The sequence below is a fragment of the Streptomyces sp. NRRL S-1022 genome, assembly GCF_000720135.1.
In the GTDB taxonomy this organism is placed as follows: domain Bacteria; phylum Actinomycetota; class Actinomycetes; order Streptomycetales; family Streptomycetaceae; genus Streptomyces.
In genome coordinates this window covers 148087-170011 of record NZ_JOIU01000006.1, presented here as the reverse complement: position 1 = coordinate 170011, position 21925 = coordinate 148087, and the positions used below count along the sequence as shown (strand labels likewise).

The following is a 21925-nucleotide window of genomic DNA, read 5'->3' as shown; positions in this document are numbered from 1 at the left end:
GGCTCAGGCGGTGCAGGCCGGTACGCCGTCCAGCCAGGCCGGGCCCTGGATGTAGATGTTGGTGACCCAGGCGCGGTAGTCGGGGAGGTAGGACCAGGCGTCGTTGGTGTAGCCCTCGGCGGTGACGGATTCGGCGTGTTTCTGGCAGGCCACCCGGATCGTCGTGGGCCCGGGGAAGGCGTAGACGCGGGCGGCCCTGGTCGAGGGCTGGGTTTTGGTCCACACGCCGGTGCCCCAGGTGCGCAGGACGGGGCCCTCGACGGTGCCGGTGTCGACGCGGACGGCACCGAAGTAGTCGCCGCCGAGGCGGACGTCACCGACCATCAGCCTGGTGCCGGACTGCCGGGCCTCCACCATCTTGCCGGCGCCCAGGTAGAGGGCGATGTGGTGCAGGTCGGCCGAGGTGCCGTAGGCGAGCAGGTCGCCGGGGAGGAGCGGGGCGAGGCCGTCGGCGGCGGTGAAGCGGGCGGCGGTGCGGTGCGTGTAGTACTGGGCGCTCGCGTCGCCGTCGAGGAGGTCCGCGCCGGTGGCCTGTGCGTAGGCGTAGCGGACCAGGCCCGAGCAGTCGAAGCCGACGCGTTCGGGGTCGTGTTCGCTGGCCGGGTCGGTCGGGTCCACCTTGCCGTGGGTGGGGCCGGGCTGCGCGCCGTGGCCCCCGCCCCAGGTGTACCAGACGCCCGCCGCGACCTGGGCGCAGGCGGCGTCGACGGCCCGTTCGGCCGCGGTGCCCGCGCCCGGGGCGAGGGCGCGGCAGTCGGTGTCCGCGGCCCGCGCCGGCCCGGGATGCCGGTCGGCGGCGGTCGCCGACGAGGTGAGCAGGAGAGTGGTCAGCAGGACGATGAGTGTGCCGATGGCGCCGGTTCGCCGCAGCATGCCGGTACCCCCGTTTCGTGGTCTGGTCGTGAGCGGGTGTGCGGGCCCCAGCGTTCCCGGGGTGCGGTGCGCCGGTCGAGGAGGCCGCGCGGGCCTTCCCCGACGGGCAACGGGAAACGTCCGGGAAACCCCGCCCGAGCAGGGCACTCGCTCAGGGCCGTGGGCACGCGGAGGCGCCGGGGGCGGGCTCGCCGGGGAGCAGGGCGCGGCGCGTCGCCGGGTCCGTCTCCCGGTCCAGGCGGCAGATCTCCGCCAGCCGGGTCCCGGTGTCCAGGTTCCACAGCCGTACCGTGCCGTCGGTGCCGCTGCTGGCCACCGTCCGCCCGTCGGGTGCGAAGGCCAAGCCCCACACGGCGTCGGTGTGCCCGGAGAGCGTGGCCCACGGCCGCCGTCCGGGCACGTCCCACAGCCGTACCGTACGGTCGTTGCCGCTGCTGGCGAGGAGCCGGCCGTCCGGTGAGAAGGCCAGGCCGCGTACCGACCCGGTGTGGCCCGTCAGCGAGCCGAGGGGCCGGTGCCGGGCCACGTCCCACAGCCGTACGGTGCCGTCGTTGCCCGAACTGGCCAGCGTGCGGCCGTCGGGGCTGAAGGCGACACCGCGGACGGCGCCGGTGTGCCCGGTCAGGGTGACCGGCCGGCGGCGGTTGCGCAGGTCCCACAGCCGTACCGTCAGGTCGTCGCCGGCGGAGGCCAGGGTCCGTCCGTCGGGGCTGAAGGCGACGCCGTTGACGTAGTCGGTGTGGCCGGTGAGCACGGCGAGCGGGCGGTGGCCGGGGACGTCCCAGAGGCGTACGGTGCGGTCGGCGCCGGCGGAGGCGAGGGTGCGGCCGTCCGGCGCGAACGCCACCGCGAACACGGCGCCCTGATGGCCGTGCAGTACGGCGCGGGGGCGGCGGGCCGCCGGGTCCCACAGCACCACCGTGCCGTCGGAGCCGGCCGAGGCCAGGGTGCGGCCGTCGGGGGCGAACGCCACCGTGGTGACGCTGCCGCTGCCGCCCGTCAGGGTCGTGGGTGTCCCGCGCCGCCGGGCCGGGTCCGGGTCCCACAGCCGTACGGTGTGGTCGGCGTCCGCGGTGGCCAGCAGCCGCCCGTCCGGGCGGTAGGCGACGGCGGAGACCGGGGTGAACGGGCGTGCGGCCAGGGTCCGGCCGCGCAGGTCCCACAGGACCACGGACTGGTCGAAGCCGCCGGTGGCCAGCAGTGTGCCGGTGCTGTCGACCGCCACCGACATCACGTAGTCGGTGTGTCCGGTGAGGGTGGTGACGAGCCGTCCGCTGCGGACGTCCCACAGTCGGGTGGTGCCGTCCCCGCTCGCGCTGACGACGGTGGTGCCGTCGGGGGTGTAGGCGACGGCGTTGACGTCGTCGCTGTGTCCGGTGAGCGTCGCCGTGACGCGGCGGCCGTCGACGTCCCACAGGCGGACCGTGCGGTCCACTCCCCCGCTGGCCAGGCCGCGGCCGTCGGGCGCGAAGGCCAGGCCGAGCACGCCGTCGGTGTGGCCGCGCAGGACGGCCCGTTGCCGGGCCCGGCCGGCGTCCCACAGCCGTACGGTCCGGTCCGTGCCGGCCGAGGCGAGGGTGCGGCCGTCCGGGGCGAAGGCGAGCGCGTCGATCTCGCCGGAGTGGCCGGTGAGACGGGCCGTCCGCCGGGGGGTGCCGGCCGTGTCCCAGAGCTGGACGGCGCCGCCGGCGACGGCGACGGCGAGGGTGCGGCCGCGCCGCGCGAAGGCGAGCGCGCGGGCCGCGCGGGTGCCCGGGAGCAGGGTGGTGCGGGCCGGGCGGCCCGGGGACCACAGCCGTACCGGCCCGTCGGTCGCCGTGACCGCGAGGGTACGGCCGTCCGGGCCGAAGGCGAGGGAGCGGATCCGGCCGGGGACGGCGAGGCTCGCGGTCGTCCGGTGGTCGCTCAGGCGCCACAGCCGGACGGTGCCGTCCGAGCTGCCGGTGGCGAGGAACCGGCCGCCGGGTGCGAAGGCCACCGTGTTGACCGGTCCGCGGTGGCCGCCGAGCCGGGCCGTGAAGGGCTCGGCCTGGGTGCTCAGCAGGGCTCCGCGGGTCGTGGCGGTGGGTTCGGTGCGGTAGGCCTCGGCGGCGAGCAGCATGGACGCCTCGGGGCGGCCGCCGGCCAGCAGGGTGGACCGGACGGCGAGGGCCTGGGAGCGGGCGAGGCGTTCCTGGGCGAGTGCGTCGGCGCGCTGCCGGTGGGCGATGCCGCCGGCGGCCAGGGCGCAGCCGAGCAGTACGACGAGCGTGGCCACCAGAGCCTGGCGCAGGCGGGTCTGACGCCGGGTCCGGCGCTGCCCGGCCTCCTCCTCCGCCTGGCTGGCGCGCAGGAACGCCTCCTCGACCGGGCCCGGCGGGCCGAGGCCGTCGGTGTCCGCCGCCCAGGCGCGTACGGTGTCCAGGCGGGTGCCGCGGTAGAGCGCCGACGGGTCGCGGCCCTCGCGTTCCCAGGCGGCCGCCGCGTGGGTGAGTCGCTGGCGGACGAGCAGGCCGGCCCGGTCGGCGCTGATCCAGGCCCGCAGCCGGGGCCAGCTGTGCAGCAGGGCCTCGTGCGTGATCTCCACGCTGTCGCTGTCGACGGTGAGGAGCCGGGCGCGGACGAACACGTCGAGCGCGGTGTCGGCGCCCTCCGCGTCGGCCAGTTGTGTCATCAGGGCGGTGCGGCCGACCCGGCGGCGGGTGGCGCCGGCCCCGTCGGAGACCTGCACCAGCCGGGACAGGATGCGCCGGATGGTCTGCTGTTCGGCGGGATACAGCTGGGCGAACGCGTCCTCGGCGGTGCGCGCCACGGCTCCCTGGATGCCGCCGGTGCTCTCGTACCCGGCGACGGTCAGGGCGCCCGCCGCGCGGTGGCGCCAGGTGGCCAGCAGGGCGTGGGAGACCAGGGGCAGCGCTCCCGAAGGGACGCCGTGGGCGCCGGGTTCGCCGGTCAGTCCGGCGTCCCGCAGCAGCACCGGGACCAGGCCGGGGTCGAGGGTGACACCGGCGAGTTCGGCGGGACGGGTGATGGACTCGACCAGCTCCGCCGTGGTCATCGGGGGCAGGACGCAGAGGCCGTCGGTGAAGACGGGGGCGAGTTCGGGCAGGTCGAGACATCGGCCGGAGAAGTCGGCGCGCACGCCGAGGACGACCACCGCGGGGTCGTGCCCGGGTGACGGCGGCGGTGCGGCCAGCGTGCACAGCACGCGGGCGAAGGTGCGGCGTTCGGTGTCGTCGGCGCAGAGGGTGAACAGTTCCTCGAACTGGTCGACGAGCAGGACGAGCCGGGGCGGTGGTGGTGGCCGGCGCCCGGCGGGGGTCGCGTCCGCGCGGGTCCGGACGGCGGCCAGGAGGGCCTCGGGCCGCTCGGCCAGCCGGGCCGCGGTGACGTCCGGGTCGCCGCCCAGCACCTTGGCGGTGCGTTCCAGCAGTTCGTCCACCGGGTGCGCGGTGGGGGTGAGGGTGACGACGGGCCAGCGGTCGGCACCGGCCATCGGGAAACCGCCGGGCCGCCGCAGGGCGGGCACCAGACCGGCGTTGAGCAGCGAGGACTTGCCCGCGCCCGAGGGGGCGACGAGCAGCAGGGGCCCCTTGCCGACTCTGCCGAAGACGCGTTCCACGAGGGCGGCCGTGGCCCGCTCCCGGCCGAAGAAGCGGCCGGCGTCCCGCGGGGTGAACGCCGACAGGCCCGGGTAGGGGCAGGCCGGTCCCGTGACATCGTTGCCGTCGGCGGGGGCCGCCCTGCGCGGTGGTGCGACCAGGCGCAGCAACGCGCCGTCGGCGCGCAGGGTCTGGTCGCAGCGGCGGGCCACGTCGACGGTCGCGCGCTTCGCGCCGGTCTCGATCTTGCTGAGGTACCCCTTGCTGTAGTGGGTCTGTCTGGCCAGGTCGGCCAGGGACAGGCCGCGCTGCTGCCTCAGTCGTCGTAGCTGTGCGGGGAAGGACGGTGTGGTCGGCACCGTCCCGCCCGCGTCGTTGTCGTTCCGGTTGCCGGTGTCGGCTCCCTGTTGCGGCTCCCCCAAGGCGTCCCCCATGGCAAGCGTGCCCAGGCCGTGAGACGGCGGGAGCCCAGGCTACTGCCGGGGTGTGACAGGTGGCCCAGCCATGTGTGCGCAGTGGCCGAAAAAAGCTTCCGGAACCGCGGTCGCGGTTCCGGAAGCTTCCCCCGTGATGCCCCTCGGCCGGCCGTCGGTGGGGTGCGGCGGGCCGCGGGTCGTGGACCTGCGGGCCGTCCTGCCTACGGGCGGTTCAGGGTGATGGAGTTGATCGGCGTGAGGTCGGCGTACACGCCCGTGCCCTCGGCGATGGGCGTGCCGCAGCCGACGCCGTTGTAGCCCGTGCACAGGCTCGCCGTGGCGCCGCCGTACTGGTTGTTCAGGACCCAGTGCCGGCCGACCTGGTTGCTGAGGTTGTGCGGCCCGTAGCTGTAGAGGACCAGGCTCGGCGACTGGGCCGGGTTCTGGTTCTGCGGGTACACGCACACCGCCCCGTCCGGGCAGCCGGCCCACGGGTCGGCGGCCGGCTCGGCGTGGGCCGCGCCGCTCATCGTCAGTACCGCCGCCGCGGCGGTCGCGAACGCGGCGCCGGCACGCATGGTCTTGCGCATGGTTCCCCCTTGCGGTTCTCCTGCCTCGCGGCAGGCCGTACCTGGTGGTGACGACCACCACGTTGGCGCCGCGGCCGGCCGGAGTCGACGGGTTTCCCGTCGCCCGTCGCCGCGGCGTCCGGGAAACCGCGCTTGACCGGCGGGAACGGAAGAGGCGGGCAACCGCGTGATCCTCCGCGACGGCCGTGGTGGGGGCCGGCGCGGAGGGGCGGTGTCCGCGGGTCACGCGGACGGCACTTCGGCGGCCGGGCGTCAGACCGCCGGCTTCACCGCCTCCACGAGCAGGTGGTAGCCGAAGTGGTTGAAGGGCGGTATCTCGCCGAGGAACCGCTCGATCCGGTCGACGAAGGAGCGCACGGAGGAGTCCTGCAGGACCTCGTCCGCCAGCCAGGCCGCGAGGGGCGAGTTGCCGCGGATCCTGGTGACCGTCATCCCGGCGCCCGCGAACAGTGCCGTGAGGTCCTGCGGGCTGAAGCTGTACCAGGGCGCGAGGTAGTCCTCGCCGCTGCGGGTCCGGGTGAACATCAGCTGCTTGCCGGCCACGTCCGTGACGTCGACCGAGGCGAACCGGTCACCGGTGAACATCTCCTCGAACAGGGCGTTCTTCACCCCGAGCAGCATCCGGCCGCCGGGCCGCAGCACGCGGCGCACCTCGGCGAAGACCGCGGGCCGGTCCTCCAGGGGCAGGTGCATGAGGGCGAGCATGCTGGTGACGGTGTCGAAGGAGCCGTCCGGGAACGGCATGTGCGCCATGTCGCCCTCGCGCAGGTCCGCGGTCAGGCCCCGGTCGCGGAGTTTGCCCGCCGCCACCTCCAGCATCGCTCCCGACAGGTCGAGTCCGCTGACCTCGGCGCCCAGTTCGGCCATGGGCACGGTGAAGCGGCCGGTGCCGCAGCCGATGTCCAGGACGCGTTCGCCGGCCCGGATCTTCTCCAGCAGGAAGCGGTGCTCGGTCGTGGTGAACAGCTCGTCGCACGGGCCGAGTCCGGGGATGCGCTCGTCGTACTCCTCGGCCACCCGCCGGTAGACGGACTTGACCTGGTCCTTCTGCTGCTCGGCCGCGTCGGCGGGGGTACGGGTGCGGTGGTCGTACGTCGTCATGTGTTCCTCCTGGAACGAGGGATCGGGAAGGACTGGCGGAAAGGACTGGAAGCACAGGTACGGAGGAGGTGCGGGAGGAGGTACGGGTCAGGTGTGCGGTGGGTCGCGGACCAGGGGGCAGGACAGGCAGTGCGGGCCGCCCCTGCCCCGGACCAGTTCGGCGCTGGGTGTCGTCAGCACCTCGATGCCGGCGGCACTCAACTGCTCGTTGGCGACGACGTTGCGGTCGTAGGCGATGACCGTGCGCGGGCGGACGGCCAGGACGTTGGCGGCGTCGCTCCACTGCTCGCGCTGTGCGGCGACGCCGGTGTGGTGGCCGCCCGCGGTGATCACTCTGAGCACGGGCAGGCCGAGGGACCCGGCGAGGCGGCGCAGGGGGTCGTCGACGCTCGCGGCCACGACCGCGCCGTCCCGGTCGAGCCGCAGGGCGAACCACCGGCACGCCCGCAGATGGGGATCGCCGGCCAGGAAGGTGTCCCCGTCGACCATGGTCAGTACCGTGTCGAGGTGCATGCACTGGCGGCCCCGCGGCAGCAGGACGGCGAACACGTGCCGGGCCCGGCCGGAGGCGAGCAGCGCGCGGGCCGGCTGCTCCGCCGCCGCGGGCGTGGTGCGTTCACCGACACCGACGAGGACGCAGCCGGGCCCCGCGAGCAGGACGTCGCCGCCCTCCGCGGGTTCGGCCGGGCCGTGGACGGCCAGCGGACGTGCTCCGGCGGCGCGGGCGGCCGCGCCCAGCACCAGGCCCTCCGCCCGCCGGGCCGGGCGGGCCATGCGGTGGGCGATGTGGCAGGGGCCCAGCCGGCTGCTGCTGTCCCGCACGAAGAGGGCGTTCACCAGGGGTGGCAGCACGAACGCGTCGGGGGAACGGGTCAGGGTGTCCAGCGAGGACGCGACCGCACGCGGGTGCTCGGCGGCGAGTTCCCGCACGGTGATGCCGGCCAGCAGCAGTCCGGCCCGTTCACGGGCCGGCACCGCGTGGCACAGGGCGTCCACCGCCGCGGCCACGGGCGGCCCGAGCCGCTGGGCGGCCACGAGCGCCCGCACCGTCCGCCGGCCGGCCTCGGCGTGCGCCAGGGCGGCGGACAGGACCGACTCCAGCTCCACCACCTCGACCCCGTGGCGGCGCAACAGCCCGGTGAAGGCGTCGTGTTCGGCCTGGGCGCGCTGCACCCACGGCACGTCGTCGAAGAGGAGGTCGCGGCAGTTGCCGGGGCCGAGCCGGCTCAGTTCGGCGCCCGGGCGGTGCGTGAGCACGCGGCGCAGGACGCCGGTCTCGTCGTCGACGTACGTGTCGCGCAGGGCCGCCAGGTCCGGTGGCCGGGCGGGCTCCGGGGCGGGGTCGTTCGTGGGGGCGCGCTGCCGCGGAGGCGGGTCGTCGTAGAGGGCAGGAGAACGCCTCATGGCCGCTCCTGGGAAGAGGGAGGGGGACCGGGGTCTGCTCGGGAAGGCACGCGGAAAGCGAGCGGCGCATTACCCCGGTCGGGGAAGCGGTGCCGTGTGTCGTCAACCTAAGGAAATCCGGGCGCGGACGTCAACGGACCGTCCGGGAAACGATCGCGAATGCTGCCGTTGAATGTCGGTCGACCGCCCCGGGAGATGGTGGTGACCTGCACGGACTGACATGATCTGAAGGTTGTGTGAAGGCGCTCCATTCATGACGCCGGCACGGACCGGAAAAGGCGACGCAAAGTCGCGGGTTTGAATCCAGCGAGCGGGGAACTACCGGGTCGCGGCCGCTTCGGTCCTCTGCTGCATAGCCCTTGACAGGAGGTCTGCCGCTGTCCTCACACTGGAAATGGCTGTACTGCCGACAGGACCGTCGAACGAGTGGGAATTATTCGTGTCCGGTTCACTTGCCCCTGCGGAGAACCCCGATTTACGCGCTGAAGTACGGCAGCTGCTGGCAGCACCGGAATTACGCGAAGAACTGAACGCTATTTGGAGAACTCCGCCGCACGAGGAGTGTCCGCTCCCCCGGCTGACCTATCGGGAGCTGGGCGCCCGGGGCCTGCTCGCCCCGCACTGGCCACCCGAGTACGGCGGCCGTGGCGCCGATGTGACCGCCACCGCCGTGGTGGCCGAGGAACTCGCCCTGCACGGGGTGCCCGACAGCGCCCGCGTGAACACCATCGACAACGCCGGCGCCACGCTCCTGTCGTTCGGCACCGAGCGGCAGCGCCGCCGCCACTGCCCGGAGATGGCCGCGGGCCGCGTCGTCTTCTCCGTGCTGTACACGGAACCGGACGCCGGCAGCGATCTCGGCGGCATGACCACCCGAGCCGAACGCACCGCGGGAGGCTGGCGGTTGACCGGTGCCAAGACGTGGAACGCCACGACGGCGGACGCCCGGTACGGCGTCTGCGCGGCACGGGTCACCGACGGCGGTGACAACGCCTACGCGGCCACCGCCCTGTTCGTCGTGCCCCTGGACCAACCCGCGGTGCGGATCGAGGCGTTGCCGACGGTCAACCCTGAGCGGTTCTTCACCGTCCACCTGGACGGTGCCGAGGTGGACGACGATGCGCTGATCGGTGCTCCGGGTGCGGGATGGCCGATGCTCACCCAGGCCCTGGGGCTGGAGCGCACCGGCATCTGCTTCGCCGGGCGGGCCCGGCGCTGGCTGGACCAGCTCGTCCGCGCCCTGGAGACGACCGCAGGACCGGCCCGCGCGAGCGGCGCCGGCCGACTTCCGCGGCTGGACGCCGAGGTGACCGCGGCGCGCCTGCTGGGCTGGCGGGCCGTGGCCGATCTCGCGGCCGGGCGGCTCGGCGCCTCCGCCGCCGCCGCTGCCAAGTGGTGGAGCAGTGAACTCGCCCAGCGGATCGCCTGGCTGGCGTGGGACCTGCTCGGTCCGCAGGGGTCTGCCGCCTTTCCGGACCTCATGGTGGCCGTCCGCGAGGCGCCCGGCCTGACGCTCGCCGCCGGCACCTCGGAGATGCAGTTGTCGACCGTGGTCACCGACCTGCTGGACGGTGGCGACCCCTGGGAGGAGCACGTCTGACATGCCCCGTCACAGCGCCTGGCAGCAGCAGCTGCTCCAGGACTTCGCCGCCACCCTCGACTCCTGCGACCCGGCCAGCGTCGCCGACGTGCGCCGCTCGCTCGCCCGGGACGGCTGGCACGCCGCCTGTCTGCCGGCCGACGACGGGGGTCTGGGGCTGACGGCCGCCGACGCCGCCGGCCTCGCCGGGCAACTGGGCCTCGCCCAGGGCCCGAGCGATCCCCTGGACACCCTGATGGCCCTCCCCCTGCTCACCCGCACGGCCCCCGACCTGGCGCGCCAAGTGCGCGCGGGGGACTGCGCCGTGGGGGTGGCCGTACCGCGCCCGAGCCGGGACACCCCCGGGCGGGACGGACCGCACACCGGGTACGACGGCCGCCCCGAACCGGCCCTGTTCACCCAGGAACAGCCGGACCTCCTGCTGCTCCCCTCCCCCGGCGCCCCGGACACCGTGACCGGCTGGCGGCCGGCCACGGCGACACCCCACCCCACCCCGGGCGACCCGCTCCTGGCCGTGGCCACGGACCCGCCCGGCACCGCGTACCCCGGCCTGACCGGTGTGCCCGCCGGTCCGCTCTGGGCCGGCTGCGTGCTGCTGCGCAACGCCCATCTGCTGGGCCTGGCCCGTGCCGCGCTCGGCAAGGCCGTCGACCGTGCCCGCCGGCGGCTCCAGTTCGGCCGCCCGATCGGCACCTACCAGGCCGTCGCGTTCCCCCTCGCCGCGCAGCGCGCACGGCTGGCGGGGCTGCGGCTGGCGAACGACGCGCGGCTGCGGGAACTCGACGCCTGCGCGGAGGAGTTGCCGCCCGGGCGGGCCGGGCGGCTGCTGGCCGACGCGCTGGCGCTGACCGCCGCGGTCACCGCACTGGTGAAGGACTGTGTGCGCCACGCCGTGCACGTCCACGGCACGTTCGGCCTGTACGACGGGAGCCCCGTCGCCGCCTGCCACCGCCGGCTGCTGACCGAGACGGCACGCTGGGGAGCGTACGCGCACCTGGACGGCCCGCTCCCCGCGCCCGACACGGCGGAGCCCGGTCACCACCGGGGGGCCGCGCCGCGCCGGCTGGCCCGTCTGCGAGAACCGGCGCCTGTGCGCGACACCGCGGTGCGCTATCCGGCCGGCCGGTGCGTGCACGAGCTGGTGGAGCTGGCCGCGGCCCGCCACCCCGACGCGGTCGCCGTCCGCGGCTCCGGCGCCGAACTCACCTACGCGCGGCTCGACGCGGACGCCGAGCACCTGGCCGGGGCGCTGCGCCGCCGCGGCATCGGCGCCGGTGACCTCGTCGGGCTGTACATGGAGCACGGCCCCGGGGCGGTGACGGCCATCCTCGGCGTCCTCAAGGCGGGTGCCGCCTACCTGCCGCTCGACCCCGCCCACCCGCCGGAGCGCACCGCCTTCCTGGCCGGGGACGCGCAGGCCGCCCTCGTGCTGAGCGATCCCCGGCTGCTCGACCGGCTGCCGCCGCCCGGCACCCCGGTGACCACCGTGCCGGACCTGACCCGGGGCCCGGCGGAGCCCCGCGGGGAGAAGCGGCCGGCGGCTCCCGACTCGCTGGTGTACGTGCTCTACACATCCGGTTCCACCGGTACCCCCAAGGGCGTCGAGGTCGAGCACCGCAATCTCACCAACCGGCTGTACTGGGACGCGGCCGCCTTCCCGCTGCACCCCTCGGACGCGGTCCTGCACCACACCTCCCTCGGCTTCGACATCTCCGTATGGGAGATCTTCGCCCCGCTCGTCTCCGGCGCCACGCTCGTCGTCCCGCCGCCGGGGGCGCTGCGCGACCCCCACCGGATGCTCACCCTGATGCGGGACACCGGCACCACCGTGCTGGCCTGCGTCCCCTCGCTGCTGGACGTGCTGCTGGACGAGGACGACCCGGCCCTGACCGACGTGGCCGGCCTGCGCTACGTCTTCTGCGGCGGCGAGACCCTGCCGCCGCGGCTGGTCGAACGGTTCCACGCGCTGGGCACGGCGGCGCAGTTGCACAACTTCTACGGCCCCAGCGAGTGCACCGTCGACGTCACGTCCTGGCGCTGCGACGCCGGGGCCGGTGACGCGCCGGTGCCGGTCGGGGTGCCGCTGGCCAACGTCGGCGTACACGTGCTGGACGAGCACGGGACCGTAGTGCCGCCCGGCCGTACGGGCGAGCTGTACGTCGGCGGCGCCGGCGTGGCCCGCGGCTACCGCCGGCGTCCCGGACTGACCGCGCGGCGCTTCCTGCCCGACCCGTTCGCCGGCCTGCCCGGCGCGCGCATGTACCGCACCGGCGACCTCGTCCGCCTGGACCGGGACGGTGTCCTGCACTTCCTCGGCCGGACCGACCGCCAGGTGAAGATCCGCGGCCACCGGATCGAACTCGGCGAGATCCAGCACGCCCTGGAACGCCACCCCGGGGTCCGCGCGGCGGCCGTCGTCGCCGTCGGGGACCGGGTCGAGGCCCATGTCGTCGCCGCCGGCGGTGATCCCCCGGACCCTGCCGAACTGACCCGGCACCTGAGCCGGACCCTGCCCGCCTACATGCTCCCCGGCGCCTACGGCTTCCTGTCCGCGCTGCCCGTCACCGGCAACGGCAAGACCGACTACGCCGCGCTGCCGCCCCTGCGGCCCGGGCCGCGGGGCACGGGGGCGGACGGCGGCCGGCCGGACGCCCTGGAGGACGCCCTCGCCGCGCTCGCGGGCCGGCTGCTCGGCCAGGACCGGCTGGACCCGGGCGAGGACTTCTTCGCCGCGGGCGGCAGCTCGCTGCACGCGGCCCGGTTCGTCTCCCGGGTCCGCGCCGAACACGGCCTGGACGTCCGCCTGGAGCACTTCCTGGCCTCGCCCACGGTCCGGGACCTCGTCAAGAGCGCCGCGCACGCAAGGGACACCGCGCACGCAAGGGAAGGCGACCACCTCGATGACTGACCCGCAGCACCCGCCCGCCGACGCCCGGATCCGCCTGTTCTGCTTTCCGCACGCCGGCGCCGGCAGCGGTGTGTACCGGGCCTGGACCGCCGCGCTCGCCCCGGACATCGACGTGCGCCCCGTGGAGCTCCCCGGGCGCGACGGGCGCTACGCCGAGCCGCCCCGCACGAGCGTGACCGCCCTCGCCCGCGGCTGTGCCGACGAACTGGCCGCAGTCATGGAGCAGGCGGCGGACGACCTCCCGTACGCCCTGTTCGGGCACAGCCTGGGCGCCGTCGCGGCCTATGAGACCGCCCGCGCGCTGCTGCGCCGGGGCAGGCCGCCGGCGATGCTGGTCGTCTCGGGCAGCGAGCCCCCGCACCGCCTGACCGCGCCCGCCCGCCCCTGCCACGGCCTGCCGGACGACGCCTTCCTGGCCGAGGTCATCCGGCTGGGCGGCACCTCACCGGAGATCCGCGAGGAGCGGGAACTGCTGCGCCTGATGCTGCCGGCGCTCCGCGCGGACTTCACCGCCGCCGAGACCTACCGGCACCGGCCCGGCGGCCTGCCGCTGCCCACGCCGATCGCCGTCTACGCCGGATCCGAGGACATGACGCTCGTGCCGCGGCACCTGGACGACTGGGGTCAGCTGACCCGCGTCCCCGTCGTGCGGCACCGGCGCTTCCCCGGCGACCACTTCTACCTGGACGCGGGCCGCCCGCTCGTCCTGCAGGCCCTGCGGCACGACCTGCTCCAGGCGGCCGCACAACGGCCCGTCCCGCCCCGGACCCCCACCGCCCACCTGTCCAGGAGGCCCTTGTGACCGTCTCCCCCGCCACGACGACCGTGGTGACGCGGCACCCGCTGGAGCCGCTCACCGCCGACGAGATCCGGCGCGCCGCCACGCTGCTGAGGTCCCGGCGCGGACTGGCGGCCGACGTGCGGTTCGTCATGATGTCGCTCAAGGAACCGGACAGGGAACGCCTGGCCGACGACGATCCGGGACGGCGTCCGCCGCGCGAGGTGTCCGTCGTCCTGCGCGACCGGCGGCACCGCCGTACCTACGAGGCCGTGGTGTGCCTGGACACCGGGGAGGTCCCGGTGTGGCGGCCGCGGCCGGATGTCCACACCGCCATCACCGAGGAGGAGTTCGAGCAGTGCGACGCCGCGGTCCGCGCGGACCCGCGCTGGCAGGACGCCATGCGCCGGCGCGGGGTCACCGACTTCTCCCTCGCCATGGTCGACGCGTGGCCCACCGGCCACACCGGTGACCACCCCGACTGGCCGGGACGGCGGCTGTCCTACGCGCTCACCTTCGCCCGTTCCCACCCCCGCGACAACGGCTACGCCCGTCCGGTGGAGAACCTCGTGGCCCTGGTGGACCTGGATTCGGTGGAGGTCCTGGAGGTCACCGACGAGGGCGTGGTGCCGCTGCCCCCGCTGTCCGGGAACTACGACCCGCAGGAGCGCTCCGCCGACGGCAACTGGCCGCCCGTGGTGCGCGAGCGCACCGATCTGAAGCCCATCGAGATCACGCAGCCCGAGGGACCGAGCTTCACCGTCGACGGGTACGCGGTCCGCTGGCAGAAGTGGCGGCTGCGCCTCGGATTCACCGTCCGCGAGGGTCTCGTGCTGCACCAGCTGGGCTACGAGGACCAGGGCCGGGTCCGGTCGGTGCTCCACCGTGCCTCGCTGGCCGAGATGTACACGCCGTACGGCGACCCCGGCTTCACCCACTACCGCAAGAACGCCTTCGACGAGGGCGAGTACGGCGCCGGGTTCATGGTCAACGCCCTGGAACTCGGCTGCGACTGCCTCGGCGAGATCCACTACTTCGACGCCGTGGTGCACGACCAGGACGGCGAGCCGGTCACGCTGCCGCACGCGATCTGCATGCACGAAGAGGACATGAACATCGCCTGGAAGCACACCGACTTCCGCACCGGCAGGGTCGTCACCCGGCGGCAGCGCCGGCTGGTCATCTCCTCCTTCGCCGTCCTCGGCAACTACCAGTACGGCTACTTCTGGTACCTCTACCTGGACGGCACGATCGGCTTCGAGGTCAAGCTCACCGGCATGATCTCGACGGGGGCGTTCTCCGGCTCCTGCCCGCCGTACGGCACGGCGGTGGCGCCCGGCCTGTACGGCCCGCATCACCAGCACTTCTTCTCCATGCGCCTGGACATGGCCGTCGACGGGCCGCGCAACTCGGTGTACGAGGTCGACTCGGTGCCGCTGCCGATGGACGAGCACAATCCGTACGGCAACGCCTGGCGCCTTCGGCCGCGCCTGCTGGCCACGGAACGGCAGGCCGAGCAGCGCACCGCGCGGTCCGCCACCGGCCGCTTCTGGAACATCGTCAACCCGCACCGGCGCAACGGCCTGGGCGAACCGGTCGGGTACAAGCTCGTGCCCTCCTCGGGCCTGCTGCCCATGCAGCCGCGCGGCAGCCAGGCCTGGCACCGGGCCCGCTTCACCTACGGCCACCTCTGGGTCACCGCGCACGACCCCGCCCAGATGTACGCCTCCGGCGACTATCCCAACCAGCACCCCGGCGACGGGGGCCTGCCCGAGTACGTACAGGGCGACCGGCCCACGGCCGACGCCGACATCGTGCTGTGGCACACCTTCGGCGAGCACCACGTCGTACGGCCCGAGGACTGGCCGGCGATGCCGGTGGTGGCCACGGGGTTCACGCTGCGGCCGAACGGCTTCTTCGACGGCAACCCGGCCCTGGACCTGCCCGCGCCCGACGCCTGCCGCGCCGGCTCCCGCCACGACCGACTGCCCGACGAACGCACCGGAAAGGCACACCATGACCACCACGCTCACTGACCGCTACCCCACCCGGCTCCTGGAGCCCGGGCCCAGCGTGCCCCGGCCCGATCCCGTGGTGTGGGGAGACCCCGCAAAGGGCCCGCTCACACCGGGCGAGTGCACCGGCTTCGCCGACCGCGGCCACCACCACGGTCCGCACCCGCTGTTCGGCCCCCACGAGGTGGACGCCCTGCGGCAGGAGGCCGCGCGCCTGGCCGAGGACCCCGACCTGCGCGCCGACGAACGCACCGTCGTGGAGGAGGACTCCCAGGAGGTCCGCTCCGTCTTCGAAGTGCACCGCGTCAGTCCCGTCTTCGCCCGGCTGGCCGCCGACCCGCGGCTCGCGGACGTGGCCCGCCAGCTCCTCGGCTCCGAGGTGTACGTGCACCAGAGCAGGGTCAACTACAAGCCGGGGTTCACCGGCGGGCCGTTCTACTGGCACTCCGACTTCGAGACCTGGCACGCAGAGGACGGCATGCCGCGGCCCCGCGCGCTGAGCGTCTCGATCGCCCTGACGGAGAACTTCCCGTACAACGGCAGTCTGCTGATCATCCCCGGATCGCACCGCACCTTCGTGCCGTGCGTCGGCCGCACCCCGCCCGGCCACCACCGCACCTCGCTGCGCACCCACTCCCCCACCGTGGGCATGCCGGAGCAGGACGCGGTGCGCGAGCTGACCGGACAGGCGGGCGGGATCGACCAGTTCACCGGGCCGCCCGGGTCCGCGACGTTCTTCGACGCCAACTGCATGCACGGCTCGAACGGCAACATCACGCCGTATCCGCGGTCCAACATCTTCCTGGTCTACAACAGTGTCGACAACACGCTCGGGCCGCCGTTCGCCGCGCCCGAGCCGCGGCCGCCGTACATCGCCTCCCGCGACTTCACACCCGTGGGGGAGGCCCGGTGAACCCCGGCGAACCGCTGCCCAACTTCATCGGCGGAGCCCGGCGTCCGGCCCGTACCGACGAGACCGTCCCCCTGGTGAACCCGGCCACCGGCCGCCGCGCCGGTACGGCCCCCGTCTCCGGCGAGGCCGACGTCGACGCGGCGGTACGCTCCGCCCAGGACGCGTTCGAACGCTGGCGGGACACCCCGCCCGGCGAACGGCAACGCGCCCTGCTGAGGATCGCGGACGCCCTGGAGGAGCGGGCCGGGGAGTTCGCGGCGGCGGAGACGGTCCACACGGGCAAGCCCCTGCACCTCGTCACCGGCGAGGAGATGGGCCCCATGACGGACCAGATCCGGTTCTTCGCGGGAGCCGCCCGCATGCTGGAGGGCAGGGCCACCGGCGAGTACCTGCCCGGCCACACCTCGTCGGTGCGCCGGGAACCGGTCGGCGTGTGCGCCCAGGTGACCCCCTGGAACTACCCGCTGATGATGGCGGTGTGGAAGTTCGCGCCCGCCGTCGCCGCCGGCAACACGGTGGTGCTCAAACCGTCGGACACCACTCCGTTGACCACGCTGATGCTGGCCGAGCTGGCGGCCGAGTTCCTGCCGCCGGGCGTGCTCAACGTGGTGTGCGGCACCCGGGAGACCGGGCGCCGGCTGGTACGGCACCCCGGGCCGGCCATGGTGTCGGTCACCGGCAGCGTCCGCGCCGGCACCGACGTGGCCTGCGCCGCCTCCGCCGACGTCAAACGCGTCCACCTGGAGCTGGGCGGCAAGGCGCCGGTGCTGGTCGCGGCCGACGCGGACCTGGCGCACGCCGCGCGGGGCATCGCCGGGGCGGCCCTGTACAACGCCGGGCAGGACTGCGCGTCGGCGTGCCGGATCATCGTCGACGCCTCGGTGCACGACGCGTTCGTGGAGCACCTGGTCGCCGAGGTGAAGGAGCTGACGCCCGGCCCGCCCGACGACGCCGGCGCCTACTTCGGGCCGCTCAACAGCGCGGCGCAGCGCGACCGGGTCCACGGCTACCTGGAGCGGCTGCCCGCGCACGCCCGGACCGTCGCCGGGGGTTCGGCGCTGCCCGGCGAGGGCTTCTTCCACGAGGCCACGGTGGTCACGGGACTGCGCCAGGACGACGAGGCGGTCCAGGAGGAGATCTTCGGGCCCGTCCTCACCGTGCAGGCGTCCGCCGACGACGAGGAGGCGCTGCGCATGGCCAACGACGTGCGCTACGGACTGGCCTCGTCGGTGTGGACGCGGGACCACCGCCGTGCCGTGACCATGGCCCGGCGGATCGACGCCGGCATCGTCTGGATCAACTGCCACATGCCCACGGCCGCCGAGATGCCGCACGGCGGCTTCAAGCAGTCCGGGTACGGCAAGGACCTGTCGGCGTACGGGCTGGAGGACTACACGCGGGTCAAGCACGTCATGACGTACACCGGCGCCTGAGCCGGCCGGCGGGTTCAGCGCAGGGCGATGAGGGCGATGGCGGCGGCCGCGCACACCAGCCCGGCGGCCTGCCACCGGGTCAGCCGCTCCTTCAGGAAGAGCAGCGCCAGCAGCACCGGGATGGCCGGGTAGAGCGCCGAAAGCACGGTGGCCACGGCCATCAGCTGGTGCCGGGTGGCGGCGAGGTACAGGATGATGGCGACCGTCCCGACCGCACCGGCAGCCGCGGCCACCGCGGTCAGCCGGCCGGGCATCGTCAGCGGGGAGCGGTACAGGGCCAGCACCGCGGCGATGACCACCACGGAGGCGAGCCGGCTGACCAGCACGGGCCACAGGCCGGCGTCGGCTCCCACCTGGGCCATCGTGAGGAACTGCACCCCGAAACCGGCGCTCGCGACCAGCGCGGCCGGTACGCCCGCGGTCACCGGCGCACGGCCGCCGTCCGGGCCGGGTCCCGAGGCCTGCGCGACGAGCCAGAGGGCGGGCACGGCCGCCGCGATGCCGACCCAGGCGACGGCGGCCGGCCGTTCGCCCAGGAAGGCCACGCCCACCAGGACGGGGAGGGCGACGGCGCCGACATCGCTGACCGGTACGACGACGCTCATCTTCCCCTGGGACATCGCCCGGTAGAGGAACGCGACGCCCACGCCCGTCCCGACGCCCGAGAGCGCCCCGTACCCGTAGTCCCCCGCCGTCGCGGAGCCGCCGGGGAACGCCGGCGCCGCCACCACCGCGACCACGCTCCCGGCGAGCTGGGCCCAGAGGGCCACGGTGATGCCGTCGATCCGGCGGGAGACGAGCCCGTTCGCGAAGTGGGTCACCCCGAAGCAGAGCGCGGAGGCCAGCGCGAGCGTCTCACCCACGGCCCCTCCCCGCGAACGGCTGCGGGCTCTTCCAGGACGCTGGGGCATCGGCACGCAAAGGCATACGGGCGCCCTACCCGGGATCCCCGCGATGATGACACCCCGGCCCACGGCCCGGTGCACCGACGGCCGCCACCGCGCGTCACCCCGGCAGCGACAGGTCGACGGCCCGGTCGACGTCCTCGGGCCGGAGCACGCGCAGGAGGCCTTCGAGCAGGTAGTAGTCGGCGTAGGGCAGCGAGATCTCGATCCCGTCCTCGGCCGGGCGGTTGCGGGTGCAGCGGGCCACCACCGCGTCGGCGCGGGCGGAGTTCCTCGTCAGGCAGGTGTCCGACAGGGCGGTGAGCATGCGCAGCGCCACCTCCCGGTAGGTGTGCCGGCCCGTCGCCGCGTGCAGGTCGAGCAGTCCGCACGCCATGACGGCCCCGGCGGAGGCGTCCTTGATGTCGTACGGCTGCTGCGGTGCGCGGTAGTCCCACACCGGGACGTGGTCCGGGGTCAGCGCTCCGATGGCGAAGTCGGCGAGTTTCCGCGCCGTGTCCCGGAACTCCGTGATCCCGGTCCGCCGGTACATCGTCGTGAAGCCGTAGATGCCCCAGGCCTGTCCGCGCGACCAGCAGGAGGCGGGGCTGTACCCCTGCACCGTGCCGGGGCCGATGGGGGCGCCGGTGTCCGGGTCGAAGTCGAAGACGTGCGGGGTGGATCCGTCCGCGCGGGGGAAGACCCGCTGCGCGGTCCTCGCGTGCTCGACGGCGATGTCCAGGTACGTGTCGTCGCCGGTCTGCCGGCTCGCGAACGCCAGCAGGTCCAGGTTCATCATCGTGTCCATGATGACGCGGCCCGCGTTGGTCCGGTCGGTCAGCGCACCCCAGGCCCGGATGAACTTCCCGCGCGGGTTGTACCGCTGTGCCAGGGAGCCGGCCGCGCGTACCGCGCCCGTCCGCCATTCCTCGTCGCCGGTCAGGCGCCAGGCGGTGACCCACGAGGGCGAGAAGAGGAATCCGAGGTCGTGCGTGCTCGTGTCGTACTGGCGGGGCGCGAGGTCGCGGGCGGAGCCGGCCGCCCACGCGCGGAAGGAGTCGTCCCCGCTGTACAGCCAGGCCATCCACAGCGTGCCGGGCCAGAAGCCGCCCACCCAGTCCCCGCCGCGCGAGTACGTCCACTTCTCGAACCTGGTCCCGACCGGGAAGCCCGTCACACCCGGCGCGACGCTGCGGACCTTCTCCACGGCGTAGTCCGCCGCCGCCCGGAGCGACCGCAGGCTCACTCCCGCCTCCTGCCGGTCCGCCGCCGCGGCCGGTCCCGCGGCGGTGCCTGCGGCCGCCGCACCCGCCGCCGTCGCCAACAGCGCACGCCGGGAAACGCTCATGGTCGTCCTCCAACTCCGCCTGACCCACGAGAAGTTGACCGAGCCTTGCACAGGAGCCGCCATGATGTACACCCACGTGAGCAGTGTTCATGTGCTTGAACACCACCTCGGGAGGGCGGGTTCGTGTCCTGGACCGGCGGCGGAGGGAGGCGGCAGGCTGAGAGGATGCGTGAGGACACTTCACCGTCCGGCGGACCGGTGCCATGGCTCGTACGGCCGTCCGCCCGGTCCTGGCACTGCGCGCCGGCCCCCGCCGAGGTGCGCGGCTTCCACGCCTCACTGCCCGGTTACGCCCCGACCCCGCTGACCGAACTACCCTCGCTCGCAGGGGAGTTGCGAGTGGGCCGCGTCTTCGTCAAGGACGAGTCGGCACGTCTGGGCCTGCCGGCCTTCAAGGTGCTGGGCGCGTCCTGGGCGGTGCACCTCGTGCTGGCGGCGCGAACCCCCGGTCCGGTCACCCTGGTCTGCGCCACGGACGGCAACCACGGCCACGCCGTGGCCCGGCTGGCCCGGCTGCACGGCCGGCGCGCGCACGTCTTCGTCCCGCAGGACATCCATCCGGCCACCGCGGCGGCCATCGCCGGCGAGGGCGCGGAGGTGACCCGGGTGCCGGGCCCGTACGAGGAGGCGGTGCGCCGGGCGGACGAGGCGGCGCGGATGCCGGAGGCGGTGCTGGTTCAGGACACCGCGTGGGAGGGGTACGAGACCGTCCCCGGGTGGATCGTCCAGGGCTACTCCACGCTGTGCGCCGAGACGGACGAGCAGTTGGCCGCCGCCGGAGCCGCCGCGCCGGGACTGGTGGCCGTTCCGGTGGGAGTCGGCTCGCTGGCGCAGGCCGTCGTCACCCACTACCGCAGCCGTACGGCAACTCCGGCCACGGCCCTGCTGTCCGTCGAACCGGAGTCCGCCGCCTGCCTGCTGACGAGCCTCACCCGGGACGCTCCGGTCGACGTCCGCACCGGCGCGACCGTCATGGCCGGCCTGAACTGCGGGACCGTGTCCCGCACCGCCTGGCCCGTGCTGCGCGCGGGACTGGACGCCGCGGTCACCGTCACCGACGCCGACAGTGCCCGCGCGTCCCGCGACCTCGCCGCGCTGGGCGTCTCCTCGGGCCCCTGCGGCGCCGCCGCGCTCGCCGGTGTCCGCGCACTCCTCACCGGCGGCGGTGCCACGGAACGCCGGCACCGGCTGGGGCTGGGGCCCGGCTCGGTGGTCGTCCTGCTGAGCACGGAGGGCAGAGCCGCCAACCCGCACGCACTGCCCCACGGGTGACGCCGGCCGGGTCGGCGGTTCCGTCGGCCGGGCGGGCCGCCGTCGCCGGCCGAGGCGGGTGAGGGCCCCGTACCGCGGGGCGTCCGCTTCGGATTGCCGCCTCGCCAACGGTGAAAACGGGTTGACCCACCCGTATCATCCAGGTGTCGCACCGTCAGGAGCGGAGGGAAAGATGCCGGAAAGCGCTGGGCCCGTCAGCGAACTGACCTCTCAATACGTCAGCCAGGTGACCAACGACCTCGAACACAACCTCAAGGAACAGGACCGCATCACGGCTGAACTCGCAGTGTTGCAGGAGCAGTTGGCCACCCTGCAACGCGACCACGCCGTCCTGCTCAACATGCAGCAGGCGCTCGGCATCGCCGCGGCGGCCGGTGGCGTGGCCGTACCCTCCCCTCGGAAGAAGAGCGGCGGCGCGCGGCGTACCGAAGCGAGGAAGCCGGCGGCCAAGCCGGCCACCGCCAAGGCGACGGCGAAGAAGCCGGCCGTGCAGAAGCCGACGGTGAAGAAGGCGACTTCCGAGGCCGCCCAGCCCACGCTCGTCGAACTCGTCCGCCGGCACCTGGCCGAGCAGCACGAACCGCGCTCGGCCGCGGAGGTCACCGAGGCGCTCGACCGGGCCCACCCGGACCGCGGCGTCCAGACCAAGGTCGTACGCGCCACGCTGGAGAACCTCGTCGCCAGGAACGGCGCCCAGCGCACCAAGCAGGGCTCGTCCGTCTTCTACACCGTGCCCGGGGAACCCGCGGGCCGGGCGGCGCAGGAATCCGCGGCGGACACGGCGGCGAGCACCGGCACGGGAAACTGAC

Annotated in this window: 15 protein-coding genes; 8 read left to right on the top strand and 7 right to left on the bottom strand. The window is 74.5% G+C overall.

The features are described from left to right. Positions 1–3: 3 nt before the first annotated feature. The 5 genes from IG05_RS0108840 to IG05_RS0108820 form a co-directional block, all read right to left on the bottom strand. Positions 4–873 (bottom strand): NlpC/P60 family protein, encoded by an 870-nt coding sequence (locus tag IG05_RS0108840; protein ID WP_030340731.1) that lies wholly within the window; start codon positions 871–873, stop codon positions 4–6. Between the two features lie 151 nt (positions 874–1024). Next, complete coding sequence (locus tag IG05_RS0108835) at positions 1025–4876, bottom strand: helix-turn-helix domain-containing protein (protein WP_030340729.1); 3852 nt, start codon at positions 4874–4876, stop codon at positions 1025–1027. A gap of 215 nt (positions 4877–5091) precedes the next feature. Further along, positions 5092–5460, bottom strand: coding sequence for a hypothetical protein (locus IG05_RS0108830; RefSeq protein WP_030340727.1), 369 nt, complete (start codon positions 5458–5460; stop codon positions 5092–5094). Positions 5461–5712: 252 nt separating this feature from the next. Then, positions 5713–6561: a class I SAM-dependent methyltransferase gene (locus IG05_RS0108825; RefSeq protein WP_030340726.1), complete on the bottom strand. Its 849-nt coding sequence runs from the start codon at positions 6559–6561 to the stop codon at positions 5713–5715. Between the two features lie 87 nt (positions 6562–6648). Then, on the bottom strand, positions 6649–7965 hold the full coding sequence (locus tag IG05_RS0108820) for an arginine deiminase family protein (protein ID WP_234335799.1): 1317 nt from the start codon (positions 7963–7965) through the stop codon (positions 6649–6651). A 439-nt stretch (positions 7966–8404) separates the two neighbouring features. Between IG05_RS0108820 and IG05_RS0108815 the strand changes: the two genes are divergently transcribed. The 6 genes from IG05_RS0108815 to IG05_RS0108790 are packed head-to-tail and all read left to right on the top strand — an operon-like array spanning position 8405 to position 17612. Continuing rightward, the gene (locus IG05_RS0108815) at positions 8405–9565 is read left to right on the top strand and encodes an acyl-CoA dehydrogenase family protein (RefSeq protein ID WP_158838831.1); all 1161 of its coding nucleotides are present in this window, start codon (positions 8405–8407) and stop codon (positions 9563–9565) included. A gap of 1 nt (position 9566) precedes the next feature. Continuing rightward, entirely contained in the window at positions 9567–12473 is a 2907-nt protein-coding gene (locus IG05_RS0108810) for an amino acid adenylation domain-containing protein (protein ID WP_030340722.1), read from the top strand. Continuing rightward, complete coding sequence (locus tag IG05_RS0108805) at positions 12466–13275, top strand: thioesterase II family protein (RefSeq protein WP_030340721.1); 810 nt, start codon at positions 12466–12468, stop codon at positions 13273–13275. The genes IG05_RS0108810 and IG05_RS0108805 overlap by 8 nt, the downstream gene beginning before the upstream one ends. Continuing rightward, positions 13272–15287, top strand: a complete 2016-nt coding sequence (locus IG05_RS0108800) for a primary-amine oxidase (RefSeq protein ID WP_030340720.1) — start codon at positions 13272–13274, stop codon at positions 15285–15287. Before IG05_RS0108805 ends, IG05_RS0108800 begins: the two co-directional genes overlap by 4 nt. Further along, positions 15268–16179: an ectoine hydroxylase gene (thpD, locus tag IG05_RS0108795; protein ID WP_030340719.1), complete on the top strand. Its 912-nt coding sequence runs from the start codon at positions 15268–15270 to the stop codon at positions 16177–16179. The genes IG05_RS0108800 and thpD overlap by 20 nt, the downstream gene beginning before the upstream one ends. After that, entirely contained in the window at positions 16176–17612 is a 1437-nt protein-coding gene (locus tag IG05_RS0108790; RefSeq protein WP_030340718.1) for an aminobutyraldehyde dehydrogenase, read from the top strand. The genes thpD and IG05_RS0108790 overlap by 4 nt, the downstream gene beginning before the upstream one ends. A gap of 14 nt (positions 17613–17626) precedes the next feature. Here the strand turns inward: IG05_RS0108790 and IG05_RS0108785 are convergent, their stop codons facing one another. Both IG05_RS0108785 and IG05_RS0108780 read right to left on the bottom strand, forming a co-directional pair. Then, the gene (locus IG05_RS0108785; RefSeq protein ID WP_030340717.1) at positions 17627–18475 is read right to left on the bottom strand and encodes an EamA family transporter; all 849 of its coding nucleotides are present in this window, start codon (positions 18473–18475) and stop codon (positions 17627–17629) included. 142 nt (positions 18476–18617) lie between these two features. Next, positions 18618–19844 carry a glycoside hydrolase family 88 protein gene (locus IG05_RS0108780; RefSeq protein ID WP_030340715.1) on the bottom strand — a complete coding sequence of 409 codons (1227 nt, stop codon included), beginning with the start codon at positions 19842–19844 and terminating at the stop codon, positions 18618–18620. A gap of 165 nt (positions 19845–20009) precedes the next feature. On the opposite strand from IG05_RS0108780, the gene IG05_RS0108775 reads away from it, so the two are divergent. Together IG05_RS0108775 and IG05_RS0108770 are read left to right on the top strand one after the other, a co-directional pair. After that, the gene (locus tag IG05_RS0108775; RefSeq protein ID WP_037813362.1) at positions 20010–21116 is read left to right on the top strand and encodes a diaminopropionate ammonia-lyase; all 1107 of its coding nucleotides are present in this window, start codon (positions 20010–20012) and stop codon (positions 21114–21116) included. Between the two features lie 172 nt (positions 21117–21288). After that, entirely contained in the window at positions 21289–21924 is a 636-nt protein-coding gene (locus IG05_RS0108770; RefSeq protein WP_030340713.1) for a hypothetical protein, read from the top strand. The last annotated feature ends 1 nt before the right edge of the window (position 21925 follow it).